The 14,459-nt window shown below is 65.1% G+C and carries 11 protein-coding genes, 2 pseudogenes and 2 riboswitches; of the genes and pseudogenes, 7 read left to right on the top strand and 6 right to left on the bottom strand.

From position 1 onward, the window contains the following. On the top strand, nucleotides 1–332 hold a 332-nt coding region (locus BN2503_RS15325; RefSeq protein WP_148639761.1), incomplete at its 5' end, for a transposase. Between the two features lie 105 nt (nucleotides 333–437). Here BN2503_RS15325 and BN2503_RS15320 read toward each other — a convergent pair. The 3 genes from BN2503_RS15320 to BN2503_RS15310 all read right to left on the bottom strand — a co-directional run bounded on the left by BN2503_RS15320 (nucleotide 438) and on the right by BN2503_RS15310 (nucleotide 2,997). Beyond that, nucleotides 438–1,526 carry a class I SAM-dependent methyltransferase gene (locus BN2503_RS15320; protein WP_054257507.1) on the bottom strand — a complete coding sequence of 363 codons (1,089 nt, stop codon included), beginning with the start codon at nucleotides 1,524–1,526 and terminating at the stop codon, nucleotides 438–440. 206 nt (nucleotides 1,527–1,732) lie between these two features. Next, nucleotides 1,733–2,158 carry an acyl-CoA thioesterase gene (locus BN2503_RS15315; RefSeq protein ID WP_054257506.1) on the bottom strand — a complete coding sequence of 142 codons (426 nt, stop codon included), beginning with the start codon at nucleotides 2,156–2,158 and terminating at the stop codon, nucleotides 1,733–1,735. A gap of 56 nt (nucleotides 2,159–2,214) precedes the next feature. Next, on the bottom strand, nucleotides 2,215–2,997 hold the full coding sequence (locus BN2503_RS15310) for an SDR family oxidoreductase (protein ID WP_054257505.1): 783 nt from the start codon (nucleotides 2,995–2,997) through the stop codon (nucleotides 2,215–2,217). 141 nt (nucleotides 2,998–3,138) lie between these two features. On the opposite strand from BN2503_RS15310, the gene BN2503_RS15305 reads away from it, so the two are divergent. Beyond that, nucleotides 3,139–4,830, top strand: coding sequence for an electron transfer flavoprotein-ubiquinone oxidoreductase (locus BN2503_RS15305; RefSeq protein WP_054257504.1), 1,692 nt, complete (start codon nucleotides 3,139–3,141; stop codon nucleotides 4,828–4,830). Nucleotides 4,831–4,896: 66 nt separating this feature from the next. On the opposite strand, the gene BN2503_RS15300 is transcribed toward BN2503_RS15305, so the two are convergent. Next, nucleotides 4,897–6,267, bottom strand: a complete 1,371-nt coding sequence (locus tag BN2503_RS15300) for a tryptophanase (RefSeq protein ID WP_054257503.1) — start codon at nucleotides 6,265–6,267, stop codon at nucleotides 4,897–4,899. Between the two features lie 259 nt (nucleotides 6,268–6,526). Between BN2503_RS15300 and BN2503_RS15295 the strand changes: the two genes are divergently transcribed. From BN2503_RS15295 to BN2503_RS15280, 4 genes are all read left to right on the top strand, one after another. Next, the gene (locus tag BN2503_RS15295) at nucleotides 6,527–7,498 is read left to right on the top strand and encodes an ABC transporter substrate-binding protein (RefSeq protein WP_411914300.1); all 972 of its coding nucleotides are present in this window, start codon (nucleotides 6,527–6,529) and stop codon (nucleotides 7,496–7,498) included. Between the two features lie 95 nt (nucleotides 7,499–7,593). Continuing rightward, nucleotides 7,594–8,481: an ABC transporter permease gene (locus tag BN2503_RS15290; RefSeq protein ID WP_054257502.1), complete on the top strand. Its 888-nt coding sequence runs from the start codon at nucleotides 7,594–7,596 to the stop codon at nucleotides 8,479–8,481. A 20-nt stretch (nucleotides 8,482–8,501) separates the two neighbouring features. Beyond that, entirely contained in the window at nucleotides 8,502–9,296 is a 795-nt protein-coding gene (locus BN2503_RS15285) for an ABC transporter ATP-binding protein (protein WP_054257501.1), read from the top strand. Between the two features lie 125 nt (nucleotides 9,297–9,421). Then, nucleotides 9,422–10,894, top strand: a complete 1,473-nt coding sequence (locus tag BN2503_RS15280) for an amino acid permease (RefSeq protein ID WP_054257500.1) — start codon at nucleotides 9,422–9,424, stop codon at nucleotides 10,892–10,894. A gap of 126 nt (nucleotides 10,895–11,020) precedes the next feature. Here the strand turns inward: BN2503_RS15280 and BN2503_RS15275 are convergent, their stop codons facing one another. Further along, complete coding sequence (locus BN2503_RS15275; RefSeq protein WP_054257499.1) at nucleotides 11,021–11,476, bottom strand: Lrp/AsnC family transcriptional regulator; 456 nt, start codon at nucleotides 11,474–11,476, stop codon at nucleotides 11,021–11,023. 202 nt (nucleotides 11,477–11,678) lie between these two features. Further along, a pseudogene (locus BN2503_RS15270) lies at nucleotides 11,679–13,010 on the bottom strand (3-hydroxyacyl-CoA dehydrogenase); the annotation flags it as partial. 160 nt (nucleotides 13,011–13,170) lie between these two features. On the opposite strand from BN2503_RS15270, the pseudogene BN2503_RS15265 reads away from it, so the two are divergent. Further along, nucleotides 13,171–14,082 (top strand): annotated as a pseudogene (locus BN2503_RS15265) (LysR family transcriptional regulator); the annotation flags it as partial. Between the two features lie 143 nt (nucleotides 14,083–14,225). Beyond that, nucleotides 14,226–14,327: riboswitch (glycine riboswitch) on the top strand. A 14-nt stretch (nucleotides 14,328–14,341) separates the two neighbouring features. After that, a riboswitch (glycine riboswitch) is annotated at nucleotides 14,342–14,455 on the top strand. Nucleotides 14,456–14,459 lie beyond the last annotated feature (4 nt).

The raw sequence follows: 14,459 nt of genomic DNA, 5'->3' as shown, positions 1-14,459 counted from the left end.
AGCGTCGGCAGATGCTGCAAGTGCTGGGCTTCGTGGACGCGATGCAGCGCCGGGCCCAGCCGGGCCAGCCCCTGAGCGAGTGCCAGAAGCGGCGCAACCAGCGCATTGCCAGCAAGCGTGCCCGGGTCGAACATGCGTTTGCCGGCATCCGGCACATGGGCGGCAAGTTCGTGCGCACGATCGGGCAGGCGCGCGCCACGGTGGCGATGACGATGATGGCTGCCTGCTACAACTTGAAGCGCCTGGCCTCGTTCCTTGAGCGAGGCGTGGATGCGTTCTTCAAACCGGCGACCACCAAGGCACAGGTGCGCCTGCAAACGGCGAAAGCCTGAGCCATCGGGGCTGCAAGGCCCCTCAATGCACGAGGTGCAGACCGCCGTAAGGCCTCATCGCGCATTTAAAACGGGCTGGCGTCCAATCGTGCCTATTCGGATCCGTCAATCATGGGGTTGTGAGAGGTTCCCAAAGGGCACGTGGCCCCACCAGCCGCTAGGTCGTCCCAGCCGCTGGGGTACGCCCAACAGACCATCCCACGTCGCCGCCAGCAGCCCCCGCAACGGATCCGGACTGCCCGGGCCAGGCTGCGGCTGTAGCTGCAACTGCGCGGGCGGGGCCGGCGGCAAAGGCCGCTGGGTGATAACCGAGCGGGCCAGGGATACCGGGCTCGGCATAGCCGGCTGGGGCTTGGGGGCGGCGCTGGCCTCGTTGCGCACCGTAACCTTGCGCGGTGGCGGCATAGGCACGTTCCGGGTGGCGACAACGGTGAACAACGGAATCATCTGCCCGTCGATATCCCGTTTCTGGTGGTGCGTGGTGACCCGGGCATTACCAAAGCCCAGCACTCCCAGCGCCTGCACAACGAAGTCCGGCGACAGGGCCCACCAGGTGTCGATCTGTTTGTGCCGTACGTCGGGCAGCAGACGGCATACCGGCTGGCCGTCCATTGCGCTGTCATGAAGATCGGTGACGATCACGGTCTCGCGCACCTGCGCCAAGCAGCCTTCGAGGACCGAGAACGGACTACGGCAATGCAGCAGCACCGATGCGAACACGCCGACATCGAACTCGCCCACTTCCACGGGCAGGGTTTCCGGGTCGGTCTCCACCACCCGGACGCTCGAACCGTATTGGCGATGCAGGTACCAGAAAGAGTTGCGAACCCGCTGTATCGACGCGAAAAAGGCCTGATGCCAAGCGTCGAAATCGATGCCGGGCATCGGCACACAATCCCACAGTCGCTCCAGCGACGGCTCGATCGCCGTGACCCGGGCGCCACGGTGCTCCATGTGATAGCTCAGGAAGCCGCTGGCTGGGCCGATTTCCAGCACCGATTTGCCCGCAAACTCGACCCCGCCCAGATAGGCCTGCACGTTGTCGCGCAAATCCCACTGGCCGCGGACCACCTCGCCCGAAGGCAGCGTGGTGGTGTGATAGAAGTCGCAGTCGTGGAAGAAGGGGGTTTGCGGTTCGACATCGCGGAAGCGAGGGGCTGAATGAAGAGGGGGAGGGAGAAGCAGATCAGTCATTGGAAAGCAAATGGAAGGTCGCCAGCATCCTGGCAACCCGTGAAACCGGACGGAGCGCGGGGCCGCTCACGAAACGACGATTAATCTGGGGGAAGCGGCCAGGGATGAATGCGGGGCTATGCTGTGTGTGTCATGCCAATGAACTACTGAATTGATAGCTGCCAGCGCTTTCCTAATAAGCGCTGAAGCCGTATTTCATTCAAATTTCAATCCATCGTTACCAGGGCCCGCATCCAATCGGGCAGCGTCTTGGCCTTTTGCTGCGGGAAATCGACCCAGATCATGGTGGCCCCACCCGCGGCGCAGATTTCGCCGGGCTGGTCCAGCCGCTCCATGGTGCCCCAGGTGTCGAACGTGGTGCGGCCGGGATCGCTCACGTAGAGCTTGAGCAGCACCTCGGAGGGAAACTCCAGCTGGCGGTAGAAATTGCAAAACGCATTCACGATCACCAGCCCCTCGCCGCGCGGATCGGGATGGCAGCCAATGGCTTCCATCCACGCAATGCGTGCATTTTCCAGGTAGCGGAAATACACCGTGTTGTTCACATGGCCCATGGCGTCCATTTCGCCCCAACGGACGGCAAAACGCATTTCATACACGAGCTTCTTGCGCTCGGGAATCTCGATTCTCATTGCGGAAAACCCCGTTTGTCTCTCTTTTTATCAGCTGAATACCACGCTCGCAGGGCTCACAGGGCAAAGCCGTCATCCGCCGCAATGACCGAGCCATTGATGAAATGGCTCTGGTCGCTCGCCAGCATGACAATCAGCGCATCCAAATCCTGCGGCTGCCCCACGCGCTTGCGCGGCAGCATCGAAACGAGTTTCTGCCCCTGTTCGGTCTGCCAATGGTGGTGGTTGATCTCGGTATCGATGTAGCCCGGGCACAGCGCATTCACGTTGATGCCGTAGCGCCCCCACTCCAGCGCCATGGCGCGCGTCATGTGCACCACGGCGGCCTTGCTCATGCAGTAGGCGCCAATCTGCGGGAGCACTTTCAAGCCTGCCATCGAAGCCACGTTGATGATGCGCCCGCCCGTGAAGCTGCCTGGTGCCGCACCGCGCGAGCGCGCTATCATGCGCCGCGCCACTTCCTGGGCCACGAAAAAGGCCCCCTTGGTGTTCGTGTCGAAGATGAAGTCGTAGTCCTCCTCGCGCACGTCCAGCAGGCGCTGCGTGGTCGAGACGCCGGAGTTATTCACCAGGATGTCGATCGAGCCCATTTCGGTCTCGGCATGGGCCACGGCGGCGCGGATGGAGTCGATGTCGGTCACGTCCAGTTCAACCACATGGGCGTCGCCCCCCTCGCCCTCGATGCGTGCGCGCAAATCCTTGAGGCGCTCCATGCGGCGGCTGGCCAGCACCACGGCGGCCCCGGCACGCGCCAACGTGCATGCAAACTGCGCACCCAGGCCACCGGACGCGCCGGTGACCAGCGCGATGCGGCCGGAAAGATCAAGGCAGTAGGCCATTTAGGGACTCCTCACGATAAAATAGAACGGTCGTTCGATTGTTTTTCATCACATGAAAATACAATCGGTCACGCGCAGGACTGTGCAGCAGGCCCTGCTCCCGCAAAATCGTTCAATTATTAATCGCCCGACGAGACGTTCATGACCAACGAAGAAATCCTCAGCACCTACGGCCCGCGCGAGTCCATGGAATACGACGTGGTGGTCGTGGGCGGGGGCCCCGCAGGCTTGGCCACGGCCATCCGCATCAAGCAACTGGCGGCCGAGAAGGGCCAGGATGTCTCGGTCGTCGTGCTGGAGAAAGGCTCTGAGCCGGGCGCGCACATCCTCTCGGGCGCCATCATGGACCCGCAGGCACTGACCGAGCTGTTCCCCGACTGGAAGGAACGCGGCGCGCCGCTGCACCAGCCGGTGACCGACGATGCCTATGTCTTCCTGGGCGAGACGTCGTCGTTTCGCGTGCCCAACATGTTCCTGCCGCCCTTCGCGCACAACCACGGCAATTTCATCGTGCGCCTGGGCGACGTGACCAAGTGGCTGGCCGAGCAGGCCGAGGGCCTGGGCGTGGAAATTTTCCCGGGCTTCGCCGCCGCCGAGGTGCTCTACAACGACGATGGCTCCGTCAAGGGCGTGGCAACCGGCAACCTGGGCCTGGGCAAGGACGGCGAGCCGACCGGGAATTTCCAGCTCGGTATGGAATTGCTGGGCAAGTACACGATCTTCGCCGAGGGCGCGCGCGGCCACCTGGGCAAGCAGGTCATCGCGCGCTACCGGCTCGACGAAGGGCGCGACCCGCAGAGTTTCGGCATCGGCATCAAGGAGCTGTGGGAGATTGATCCCTCGCGCCACCAGCCGGGCTTCGTCATGCACACCGCCGGCTGGCCCATGGACAGCAAAACCTATGGCGGCGCTTTCCTGTACCACCTGGACGGCAACAAGGTAGCGCTGGGCTTTGTCACCGGCCTGGGCTACACCAACCCCTACCTGAGCCCGTTCGAAGAGTTCCAGCGCTGGAAGACGCACCCCAACATCCGCTGGTACTTCGAAAACGAAAAGGGCGAGGTCACGGCCAAGCGCCTGTCCTACGGCGCGCGTGCGATCAATGCCAGCGGTATCAATTCGCTGCCCAAAACGGTGTTCCCGGGCGGCGCGCTGGTGGGCTGCGACGCCGGGTTCCTGAACGTCAGCCGCATCAAGGGCAGCCATGCCGCGATCAAGACCGGCGCCCTGGCGGGCGAGGCGGCGTACCACGCGGTGGTCGCAGGGCGCCAGCATGACGAGCTGGCCGATTACCCCAAGGCCTTCGAGGCCAGCTGGCTGCACACCGAGCTGAACAAGGACCGCAACTTCAAGAACTGGTTCAAGCACGGCCTGACAGTGGGCACGCTGATGAATGGCTTCGAGCAGTTCGTACTGCGCGGGCACATTCCCTGGACGCTGCACCGCGACAAGCCCGACCATGCCTACCTCAAGCCCGCAGCGGAGTGCAAACCCATCGAGTACCCCAAGCCCGATGGCAAGCTGACCTTCGACCGGCTCTCCAGCGTGTTCATCAGCAACACCAACCACGAAGAAAACCAGCCCGCGCACCTGACGCTCAAGAACGCCAGCGTGCCGGTGAATGTCAACCTGGCGAAGTACGCCGGGCCCGAGGCGCGCTACTGCCCGGCCGGGGTGTACGAGTTCGTGAAGAACGATGACAACACCGACCGGCTGCAGATCAATGCGCAGAACTGCGTGCACTGCAAGACCTGCGACATCAAGGACCCGACGCAGAACATCGTCTGGGTCACGCCCGAGGGCGGCGGCGGGCCTAACTATGCGGGCATGTAAACCTGCGCTTTAAGCTACTGATTCAATAGCTGCTGGCGCTGGCCCATCAAGGGCCAGCGCCTTTTTTTATGCCCAATCGCATTCACAGGTGAAGTGGCGCAGGAACTTAGGCTGCTTGGTGATCTTCACGCCGCGGATGCTAGCGGCCTTCTCCTTCACCTCGGCGATCACCTCGGCCGCGTAGTCGAAGTGGCTCTGCGTGTACATGCGGCGCGGGAAGGCCAGGCGCACCAGCTCCATGCTGTGGTAGGTCTCGGTGCCATCGTCAAGGCGCTTGCCAAACATGACCGAACCAATCTCCACGCCCCGGATGCCGCCTTCCAGGTACAGCGCATTGCACAGCGCCCAGGCCGGGTACTGCGACACCGGCATGTTCGGCAGCACGGTCTTGGCGTCAATGTAGACCGCGTGGCCGCCGGTGGGCTTGACAAAGCCCACGCCCGCCGCCTCCAGGCGCTCGCCCAGGTACTCGGCAGTGCGCAGGCGGTAGCGCAGGTAGTCTTCCTCCATGCCTTCCTCCAGGCCCACGGCCAGGGCTTCCAGGTCGCGCCCGGCCATGCCGCCGTAGGTGGGAAAGCCTTCCATCATGATCAGGCCGTTGCGCACCGCGTCCAGCCATTCCTCGCTGCGCAGCACGATGAAGCCGCCGATGTTGACCATGCCGTCCTTCTTGGCGCTCATGGTGGCGCCGTCGGCGTAGGAGAACATTTCCTTCACGATGTCCTTGATCGGCGTGTTCTCGTAGCCTGGCTCGCGCATCTTGATAAACATGGCGTTCTCGGAGAAGCGGCACACGTCCATGATGAAGGGCTTGCCGTATTTTTTGAGCAAGGCGGCGTAGGCGCGGATGTTGGCCATTGACACCGGCTGGCCGCCGCCCGTGTTGTTGGTCACCGTGATCATGCCGAACGGAATGCGATGGCCCTGCTCCTTGAGTACGGCTTCCACGCGCGCCAGGTCGATGTTGCCCTTGAAAGGGTAGTCCAGCGCGGGCTGCAGGCCCTCGGGGATCACCAGGTCCACGGCTTCCACGCCCATGACTTCGAGGTTGCCGCGCGTGGTGTCGAAGTGGCAGTTGTTGGGCACCAGATCGCCCGCCTTGCAGGTGGCGCCAAACAGCACCTTCTCGGCCGCGCGGCCCTGGTGCGTGGGCACGAAGTACGGCATGCCAGTGATGTCCTGGATGACTTTTTCCAGGCGGTAGAAGCTGCGTGCGCCAGCGTAGCTTTCGTCGCCTTCCATGATCGCACCCCATTGCTTGGAGGACATAGCGCCGGTGCCTGAATCGGTCAGCCAGTCGATCAGCACGTCTTCAGCGCGCAGCTTGAAGACGTTGAGCTTGGCCTCTTCCAGCAGCCGCATGCGCTCGGCACGGGTAGTCATGCGGATGGGTTCCACGCTCTTGATACGGAAGGGTTCGATCAGGGTCTTGGGCATGCTGGCTCCGGGTGGGTCGGGATGAGGGGCGCAAAGTTAGCACCGCCGTCCACCCCGTGGTGTCGGTCTTTTCCAACACCTGGGCGTCTTCGCGGACGCAAAAACGATAGCTGGTGGCGCCCATGGCGCGTGCTTTGCACCCGCTTTGGACGCCAACCCACCAAAGACCCCGGCCACGGCGTAAACTTGGCCCCCGGCGCCGCGCCTCCTCCCAGCGGCATGCCACCCTATCAACACGCAACGAGAAGGACGGATGGAGATGCAAATGAAGAAATTGCCGTGGATGACCATGGGTGCCCTGGCTTTGGCCGTGGCCGCAGTCGCACCCGCAAGCGCACAGGAAAAGTCCGTGGCAGTGACGGCCATCGTGGAACACCCTGCCCTCGACTCGGTGCGTGACGGCGTGCAGGCCGCCCTCAAGGAAGCCGGCTTCGAATCGGGCAAGAACCTGAAGTGGCAATACCAAAGCGCCCAGGGCAACACCGGCACGGCCGCGCAGATCGCGCGCAAGTTCGTCGGCGACAAGCCTGACGCCATCGTCGCCATCGCCACGCCCTCGGCCCAGGCCGTGGTGGCCGCCACCAAGAGCGTGCCCGTGGTGTTCTCCGCCGTGACCGACCCCGTGGCCGCCAAGCTCGTGGCCAGCTGGGAGCCGAGCAAGAACAACGTGACCGGCGTGTCCGACATGCTGGCGCTGGACAAGCAGATGGAACTGGTCAAGCAGGTCGTGCCCAACGCCAAGCGCGTGGGCATGGTCTACAACCCCGGCGAAGCCAACTCCGTCGTCGTGGTCAAGGAACTCGAAAAGCTCCTGCCCAAGCTGGGCATGACCCTGGTGGAAGCTGCCGCTCCGCGCTCCGTCGACGTGAGCAGCGCCGCACGCAGCCTGATCGGCAAGGTGGACGTGATTTACACCAACACCGACAACAACGTGGTCTCGGCCTACGAGTCGCTGGTCAAGGTCGGCCAGGACGCCAAGATCCCGCTGGTGGCCTCGGACACAGACAGCGTCAAGCGCGGCGCCATCGCTGCCCTGGGCATCAACTACCGCGACCTGGGCGAGCAGACCGGCCGCATGGTGGCGCGCATCCTCAAGGGCGAGAAGCCCGGCGACATCAAGCCCGAACTCAGCACCAAGATGGAGCTGTTCGTGAACCCTGGCGCTGCGGAGAAGCAGGGCGTCAAACTGTCGGACACGCTGGTCAAGTCGGCCGCGCAGGTCATTCAGTAAGTTTTCAGTAACAATACGGCCCTTCGGCCATCGCGTGCAGGAGCCCTTTGGGGCTCCTGCTTCGTTTTTGTTCCCCCTGACCTCCGCCCCGCCCCATGTCCCTTTTCTCTCTGCTCGGCGCCGTCGAGATCGGCCTGATCTTCAGCCTGGTGGCACTGGGCGTTTACATCTCGTTCCGCCTGCTGCGCTTTCCCGACCTGACGGTGGACGGCAGCTTCCCCCTCGGCGGTGCCGTCTGCGCCATCCTTATCTCGACTGGCACCAACCCCTGGCTGGCCACACTGGCCGCTACCGCCGCCGGGGCCGTGGCGGGCTTGGTCACGGGCTGGCTCAACGTGAAGCTCAAGATCATGGACCTGCTGGCCTCGATCTTGATGATGATTGCACTGTACTCCATCAACCTGCGCGTCATGGGCGGGCCCAACGTGCCGCTGATCAACGACCCCACGCTGTTCACCCTGCTGCAGCCGCCGGGGCTGGACGACTACTGGGCACGCCCGCTGATCCTGCTGGTAGTGGTCATCGCCGCCAAGCTGCTGCTTGACTGGTTCTTTGCCACCGAGCGTGGCCTGGCCATCCGCTCGACGGGCTCCAACGCCCGCATGGCCCGCGCCCAGGGCATCAATACCGGCGCCATGGTGTTGCTGGGCATGGCGATCTCCAACGCCCTCGTCGGCCTGGCCGGCGCCCTGTTCGCACAGACACAGGGCGGCTCCGACATCTCCATGGGCATCGGCACCATCGTCATCGGCCTGGCCGCCGTGATCGTGGGCGAGAGCATCCTGCCCTCGCGCCGCATCGTCTACGCCACGCTGGCCGTGATCGTGGGCGCCATCGTCTACCGCTTCTTCATCGCTGCCGCGCTCAACAGCGACTTCATCGGCCTCAAGGCACAGGATCTGAACCTGGTCACCGCCCTGCTGGTGACCGTGGCGCTGGTGATTCCGCAGCTCAAGCGCAAGCTCGCCAGCCGCAAGGCCTGATGCGTCCAGGAGAACACCCCATGCTGAGCGCACAAGACCTTTTCATCACCTTCAACCCCGGCACCCCCATCGAGACGCGCGCGCTGCGCGGCATGTCGCTGGAAATCCCGGCGGGCCAGTTCGTCACCGTCATCGGCTCCAACGGCGCGGGCAAGTCCACCTTCCTCAACGCCATCTCGGGCGACCTGGGCGTGGACACCGGCCGCATCGCCATCGACGGCCTGGACGTCACGCGCCGCCCCGTGTGGGAGCGCGCCGAGCGCGTGGCGCGGGTGTTCCAGGACCCCATGGCCGGCACCTGCGAGGACCTGACCATCGAGGAGAACATGGCCCTGGCCCAGCAACGTGGCACGCGCCGCGGCCTGCGCGGCGCCGTCAAGCAGGCGGAGCGCGCCATGTTCCGCGAGCGTCTGGCCACGCTCGGCCTGGGGCTGGAAAACCGCCTCACCGACCGTATCGGCCTGCTCTCGGGCGGCCAGCGCCAGGCCGTGAGCCTGCTCATGGCCGCGCTGCAGCCCTCGCGCATCCTGCTGCTCGACGAGCACACCGCCGCGCTGGACCCGCGCACCGCCGACTTCGTGCTGCAGCTCACCGCGCGCATCGTGGCCGAGAACCAGCTCACCACCATGATGGTCACGCACAGCATGCGCCAGGCCCTCGACGTAGGCCAGCGCACCGTGATGCTGCACCAGGGCCAGGTGGTGCTCGACGTGTCGGGCGAAGAACGCCAGCGCATGGACGTGCCCGACCTGCTGCAGATGTTTGAGAAAGTGCGCGGCGAAAAGCTCGCCGACGACGCGCTGCTGCTCGGCTGAGGCGACACCACCGAAAACCCCACCCCGGGCCGTTGCACAACGGCCCTTTTCATACCCCCCAACCCCGGCGCAGCGGTCTCCACCCCCCGGCAGCACCCGCCGCGCTCCACCGCACCCCACCACCCATGAGTGCCAGCACCTCCACCACCGGCGAACTGCGCCGCGCCCTCAAGGCACGCCACCTGTCGATGATTGCCATCGGCGGCTCCATTGGCACCGGCCTCTTCGTGGCCTCGGGCGCCACCATCTCGCAGGCCGGCCCCGGCGGCGCCGTGCTGGCCTACATGGTCGTGGGCCTGATGGTGTACTTCCTGATGACCAGCCTGGGCGAGATGGCGGCGTACCTGCCCGTCTCGGGCTCGTTTTCCACCTACGGCGCGCGCTACGTGGACGAAGGCTTCGGCTTCGCCCTGGGCTGGAACTACTGGTACAACTGGGCCGTGACCATCGCGGTCGATCTGGTGGCGGCGCAGCTTGTGATGGCCTACTGGTTTCCGGGGGGCAACGGCGTGCTCTGGAGCGCGGTGTTCCTGGCCATCATGTTCGCGCTCAACGCCATCTCGGTGAAGGGCTTCGGCGAAGCGGAGTACTGGTTCGCCGCCATCAAGGTGGTGACCGTCATCGTCTTCATCGGCCTGGGCCTGCTGATGGTGCTGGGCATCCTGCGCGGCGGCGCACCCGAGGGCCTGTGGGGCAACCTGGCGCTGTGGACGCAGGGCGATGCACCGTTCGCCGGGGGCTTCTCCGCGCTCATCGGCGTGGCCATGATCGTTGGCTTCTCGTTCCAGGGCACCGAGCTGATCGGCATTGCCGCTGGCGAGTCGCAAGACCCGGCCAAGAACATTCCGCGCGCCGTGCGCCAGGTGTTCTGGCGCATTCTGCTGTTCTACGTCTTCGCCATCCTGGTCATCAGCCTGCTCATCCCCTACACCGACCCGCAGTTGCTGAAGAACGACCTGGGCGACATCAGCGTCAGCCCCTTCACGCTGGTGTTCGAGCGCGCGGGCCTGCTCTCGGCGGCGGCGGTGATGAACGCCGTGGTACTGACCTCGGTGCTCTCGGCGGGCAACTCGGGCATGTACGCCTCCACGCGCATGCTCTACACCCTGGCGTGCCAGCGCATGGCGCCACGCATCTTCGCGCGCGTTAGCGCCAACGGCGTGCCGGTGATGGCGCTGCTGGCCACCACCGCCGTGGCCGGCTTGTGCTTCCTGACCAACATCTTCAGCCCGCAGGTGGTCTACATCTGGCTGCTCAACCTTTCGGGCATGACGGGCTTCATCGCCTGGCTGGGCATCGCCATCAGCCACTACCGCTTCCGCAAGGCCTACGAACTGCAAGGGCTGGACCTGAACGCCCTGCCCTACCGCACCACCTCGTTCCCCTTCGGCCCGATCTTCGCCTTCGTCCTGTGCCTGGTCATCACCCTGGGCCAGAACTACCAGGCATTCATGCAAGAGCGCATCGACTGGACCGGCGTGGTCGCCACCTATGTCGGCCTGCCGCTGTTCTTCCTCATCTGGTTCGGCTACCGCTGGGCCAAAGGCACGCGCATCGTGCCCTTGGCTGAGATGCGCGTGCACCCCGAGCCGCACTGAATTTAAGGCACAAAATCAGCCTCTAGACTTTACTGGATAAGCGCTGGCAGCTATTGTTTTAGGACTACTTGCCAGCGCACGCAAAGGTTCCGTGGCACCGCCCGCCATTCACCTATGGCCGATGGCCTACAGCCCCAGCGGCAGGTCGGCTCGCTTGAGGGTGCGCAGCACGAAGCTCGACTGGCTGTGCCGTATGCCCTTGATTTTGTAGAGCTTCTCGCGCAGCAGGCGCTCGTAATCGCGCGTGTCCTTCACCACCACGCGCAGCAGGTAGTCATACCCGCCCGACACCAGGTGCGCCTCGACCACCTCGGGAATCGTGGCCAGCGCCTCGCCGAACTTCTCCAGCGTGTTGTCGGAGTGGCTGTCGAGCGTGACCATGAGCAGCACCGTGTCGGAGAGCCCCAGCGCCTGCGGGTTCAGGCGCACGGTGTAGCCCTCGATGACGCCGGCCTCCTCCATCTTGCGGATGCGCGCCCAGCATGGCGAAGGGCTCAGGCCCACGGCAGCGCCGATGTCTTGCAGGCTGGCGCGCGCGTTGTGCTGCAGCACCGAGAGAATTTTTCTGTCCAGGCGATCCATGGCCCGGATTGTTCTTCAATTCAAGGCTGCGCAGAAATATTTTCTGTAATCAGCGCTTTTTTACAGAATTTCAGCAAATCCATCCGCGCGTGCGGCGGCATACTTGCCTGCATCGAGGCGCTCTTACCGGAGCGCACGGCATGGCAAGGCCCCGGCAGGTTACCGCCCGCCGGGGCGCTTGGTCTTTGACCAGCACCCGGGGTCACTGCGCTTTATGGCGGGAGGCGTGGTTCAGGCTGGCGAAGTTGCGGCCTGCGGCCACCAGCTGGCGCAGCAAGGGTGCGGGCGTCCAGAACAGCGCATCCTCCCGGGCAAAAGCCTCGATGTCAGCCAGCACCGTGTCCAGCCCCACCGTGTCGGCCCAGTGCATGGGGCCGCCGCGCCAGCGCGGAAAACCGTAGCCAGCCAGGAAGGTCGCATCCACATCGAGCGGGCGCAGCGCAATGCCTTCCTCCACCACCTTGGCGCCTTCGTTGACCATGGCAGCCATGTAGCGGCGCATGATTTCTTCCGGCGTAAAGGCTCGCGGCGTGATGCCCTTGCGGGCGCGTTCGGCCGCGACAATGGCCAGCACCTCGGGGTCGGGCTCGCCCGTGCGCGTGCGCGTGCCGTGGGGGTACAGGTAAAAGCCGCGCCCCGTCTTCTGGCCGAACCAGCCGCGCTCGCAGATGCGGTCCGCCACCTCCACGTAGCGCCCAGGGGGAGTGCCCGCGGCCAGCGCTGCGCTGCGGCGGCGTTTGCGCATGGCCCAGCCAATGTCGCCACCCGCCAGGTCCGTCACCTGGAACGGCCCCATGGGGTAGCCAAAAGCGCGCACGGCCGCATCAATTTCGTAGGGCGAGGCACCGTCTTCCATGAGGTAGTCAGCCGCCTGCTTGTACACGGCCAGAATGCGGTTGCCAATGAAACCGTCACACACGCCGGCGCGCACGGGCGTCTTGCGCAGCGTCTGGGCCAGCGCAAAGGCGGTGGCCACCACGTCGGGCGCCACCTGGGCCGGCACCACGATCTCCAGCAGCTTCATGATGTGCGCCGGGCTGAAAAAGTGCAGGCCTATCACGTCCTGCGGCCGCGCAGTGGCGGCGGCAATGGCGTTGATGTCGAGGTACGAGGTGTTGGTGGCCAGCACCGCACCGGGCTGGCACACTCGGTCCAGCGCCTGGAACACGGCCTGCTTGACCGCCAGGTCCTCGAACACCGCCTCGATCACCAGATCGGCGTCGCACGCAGCCTCATAGTCCGTGGCGGGCGTGAACCGGGCCATGGTGGCAGCCTTGTCCTGCGCGGTCATGCGGCCCTTGGCGATCAGGCCGTCGTAAACCTTCTCCACATTGGCCCGGCCACGCGCGATGGCTTCGGCGTCGCGCTCGACCATGGTCACGGTCAAACCGGCATTGAGTGCCGATACGGCAATGCCCGCGCCCATGGTGCCGCCGCCAATCACCGCCACGCGCGCAATGGGGCGCGGCGCGGCGGCCTGCGCCTCAGGCACGTTGACCGCCTCGCGCTCGGCAAACGCGGCGTGCGCCAGGCCGTCTTCTTCAAGGCGCTGCAGCTCTGCGGTGGCGGGGGAAGCGGGCATGGGCAAGTCTCCGGGTAATGCAACAGATGCCGCCATTCTGTGGAGTCGAAACGCTTTTTACAATCACCCTTTCGATTGACAAGCCGTCAAGCATCATTTGACGATCAAGCCCATGGATCTGACCTCGCTGAGCCTGCTCGTGGATATCGTGGACTGCGGCAACCTGAGCCAGGCCGCGCGCAAGCTCAAGATGACGCGCGCCAACGTCAGCTACCACCTGGCGCAGCTGGAAAAATCGGTGGGTGTCCAGCTGCTGCGGCGCACCACACGGCGCATGGAGCCCACCGAGGCTGGCCTGCGCCTGTACGCCCATGGCCGCACCATCCGCAACGAGATGCTGGCGGCGCGCGAAACCGTTACCAGCCTAGGGCAGGAGCTGCAGGGGCGCGTGGGCATCAGCGTGCCCAGCGGCTACGGCCAGATGGTGATGGCCGACTGGCTCATCGCATTCAAGCGCCAGTACCCCGGCATCGTGCTCGACGTACTGTTCGAGAACCGCGCCGACAACCTGCGCGATGAGGTGGACATCGCCATCCGCGTGATCCAGGAGCCCCCGCCCTCGCTGGTGGCGCGCAGCCTGGGCGATGTGCGCTACCTGGCCTGCGCCGCGCGCTCTTGGTGCCAGGCCCATACGCTGCCGCGCACGCTGCAGGACCTGCAGGGCGCGCCCATCATCACCTCGGGCGCCGTGGGGCGGCAGCTGCGCCTGTCGGCGTACCAGGGCAGCGCGCGGCACGAGGTGCTGCTCGAACCAACGCTGATCTCCGAGCACTTCCCGTTCCTGCGCTCTGCCATCCTGGCGGGCCTGGGCGTGGGCCTGGTGCCCGACTACGTGGTGCAGGCCGAAGTGGCCAGCGGCGAGGTGCTGACCACGCTGCAGGACTGGCGCCTGAGCATCTTCGGCACGCGCATGTACCTGCTGTACATGCCCGACCGCCACCAGACCCGCGCCGTACGCACCTGCATCGACTATCTGCTGGCCTGCGCGGCAAAGGACACAACCCCAAGCGGCTGCGCCGCCTCTCCCTTCTCTCGAATGGCTGCGCCATTCGGGAAGGGGGACTCATGCTCAGCGCGGCGGGGCGGCCCTTGCGCGGCGTCGGCTGGCATGGGCCGCGCCGGTTTCATGGGGCGCGGACTGGACGCGCGCGGCAGCCGCTATACTCGCGCGATTCGTCAGGAGAGAGTGCCCCGCCACACCCGGTGAGCGGCACCGCCGAAGGCGCAGGCAACCGCCGAACGCTCAGGCAAAAGGACTGGCCAAGCGCCCGTGGCGACACGGGCGTTCCCTTGCTGGAGAGAGGCCGCCGCAGCGACGCGGCCCACCGAAGGAGCAAGCCCCCCTGCATTGCAGCGGCGGGGTGAATCTCTCAGGTAAAGAGGACAGCAGGGCAAATTCCA

Origin of the sequence: Paenacidovorax caeni, from assembly GCF_001298675.1 — a bacterium.
GTDB lineage: Bacteria > Pseudomonadota > Gammaproteobacteria > Burkholderiales > Burkholderiaceae_C > Paenacidovorax > Paenacidovorax caeni.
The sequence above is the reverse complement of the archived record's forward strand: the minus strand, read 5'-3'. Positions and strand labels throughout refer to the sequence as shown.

Bases quoted from the DNA above. Each gene is read 5' to 3' on its own strand.
- BN2503_RS15310 (WP_054257505.1), bottom strand. From the start codon at position 2,997: ATGGCCTACTGCCTTGATCTTTCCGGCCGCATCGCGCTGGTCACCGGC.
- BN2503_RS15285 (WP_054257501.1), top strand. From the start codon at position 8,502: ATGCTGAGCGCACAAGACCTTTTCATCACCTTCAACCCCGGCACCCCC.
- BN2503_RS15300 (WP_054257503.1), bottom strand. From the start codon at position 6,267: ATGCCCAAGACCCTGATCGAACCCTTCCGTATCAAGAGCGTGGAACCC.
- BN2503_RS15280 (WP_054257500.1), top strand. From the start codon at position 9,422: ATGAGTGCCAGCACCTCCACCACCGGCGAACTGCGCCGCGCCCTCAAG.
- BN2503_RS15315 (WP_054257506.1), bottom strand. From the start codon at position 2,158: ATGAGAATCGAGATTCCCGAGCGCAAGAAGCTCGTGTATGAAATGCGT.
- BN2503_RS15305 (WP_054257504.1), top strand. From the start codon at position 3,139: ATGACCAACGAAGAAATCCTCAGCACCTACGGCCCGCGCGAGTCCATG.
- BN2503_RS15275 (WP_054257499.1), bottom strand. From the start codon at position 11,476: ATGGATCGCCTGGACAGAAAAATTCTCTCGGTGCTGCAGCACAACGCG.
- BN2503_RS15290 (WP_054257502.1), top strand. From the start codon at position 7,594: ATGTCCCTTTTCTCTCTGCTCGGCGCCGTCGAGATCGGCCTGATCTTC.
- BN2503_RS15295 (WP_411914300.1), top strand. From the start codon at position 6,527: ATGCAAATGAAGAAATTGCCGTGGATGACCATGGGTGCCCTGGCTTTG.
- BN2503_RS15320 (WP_054257507.1), bottom strand. From the start codon at position 1,526: ATGACTGATCTGCTTCTCCCTCCCCCTCTTCATTCAGCCCCTCGCTTC.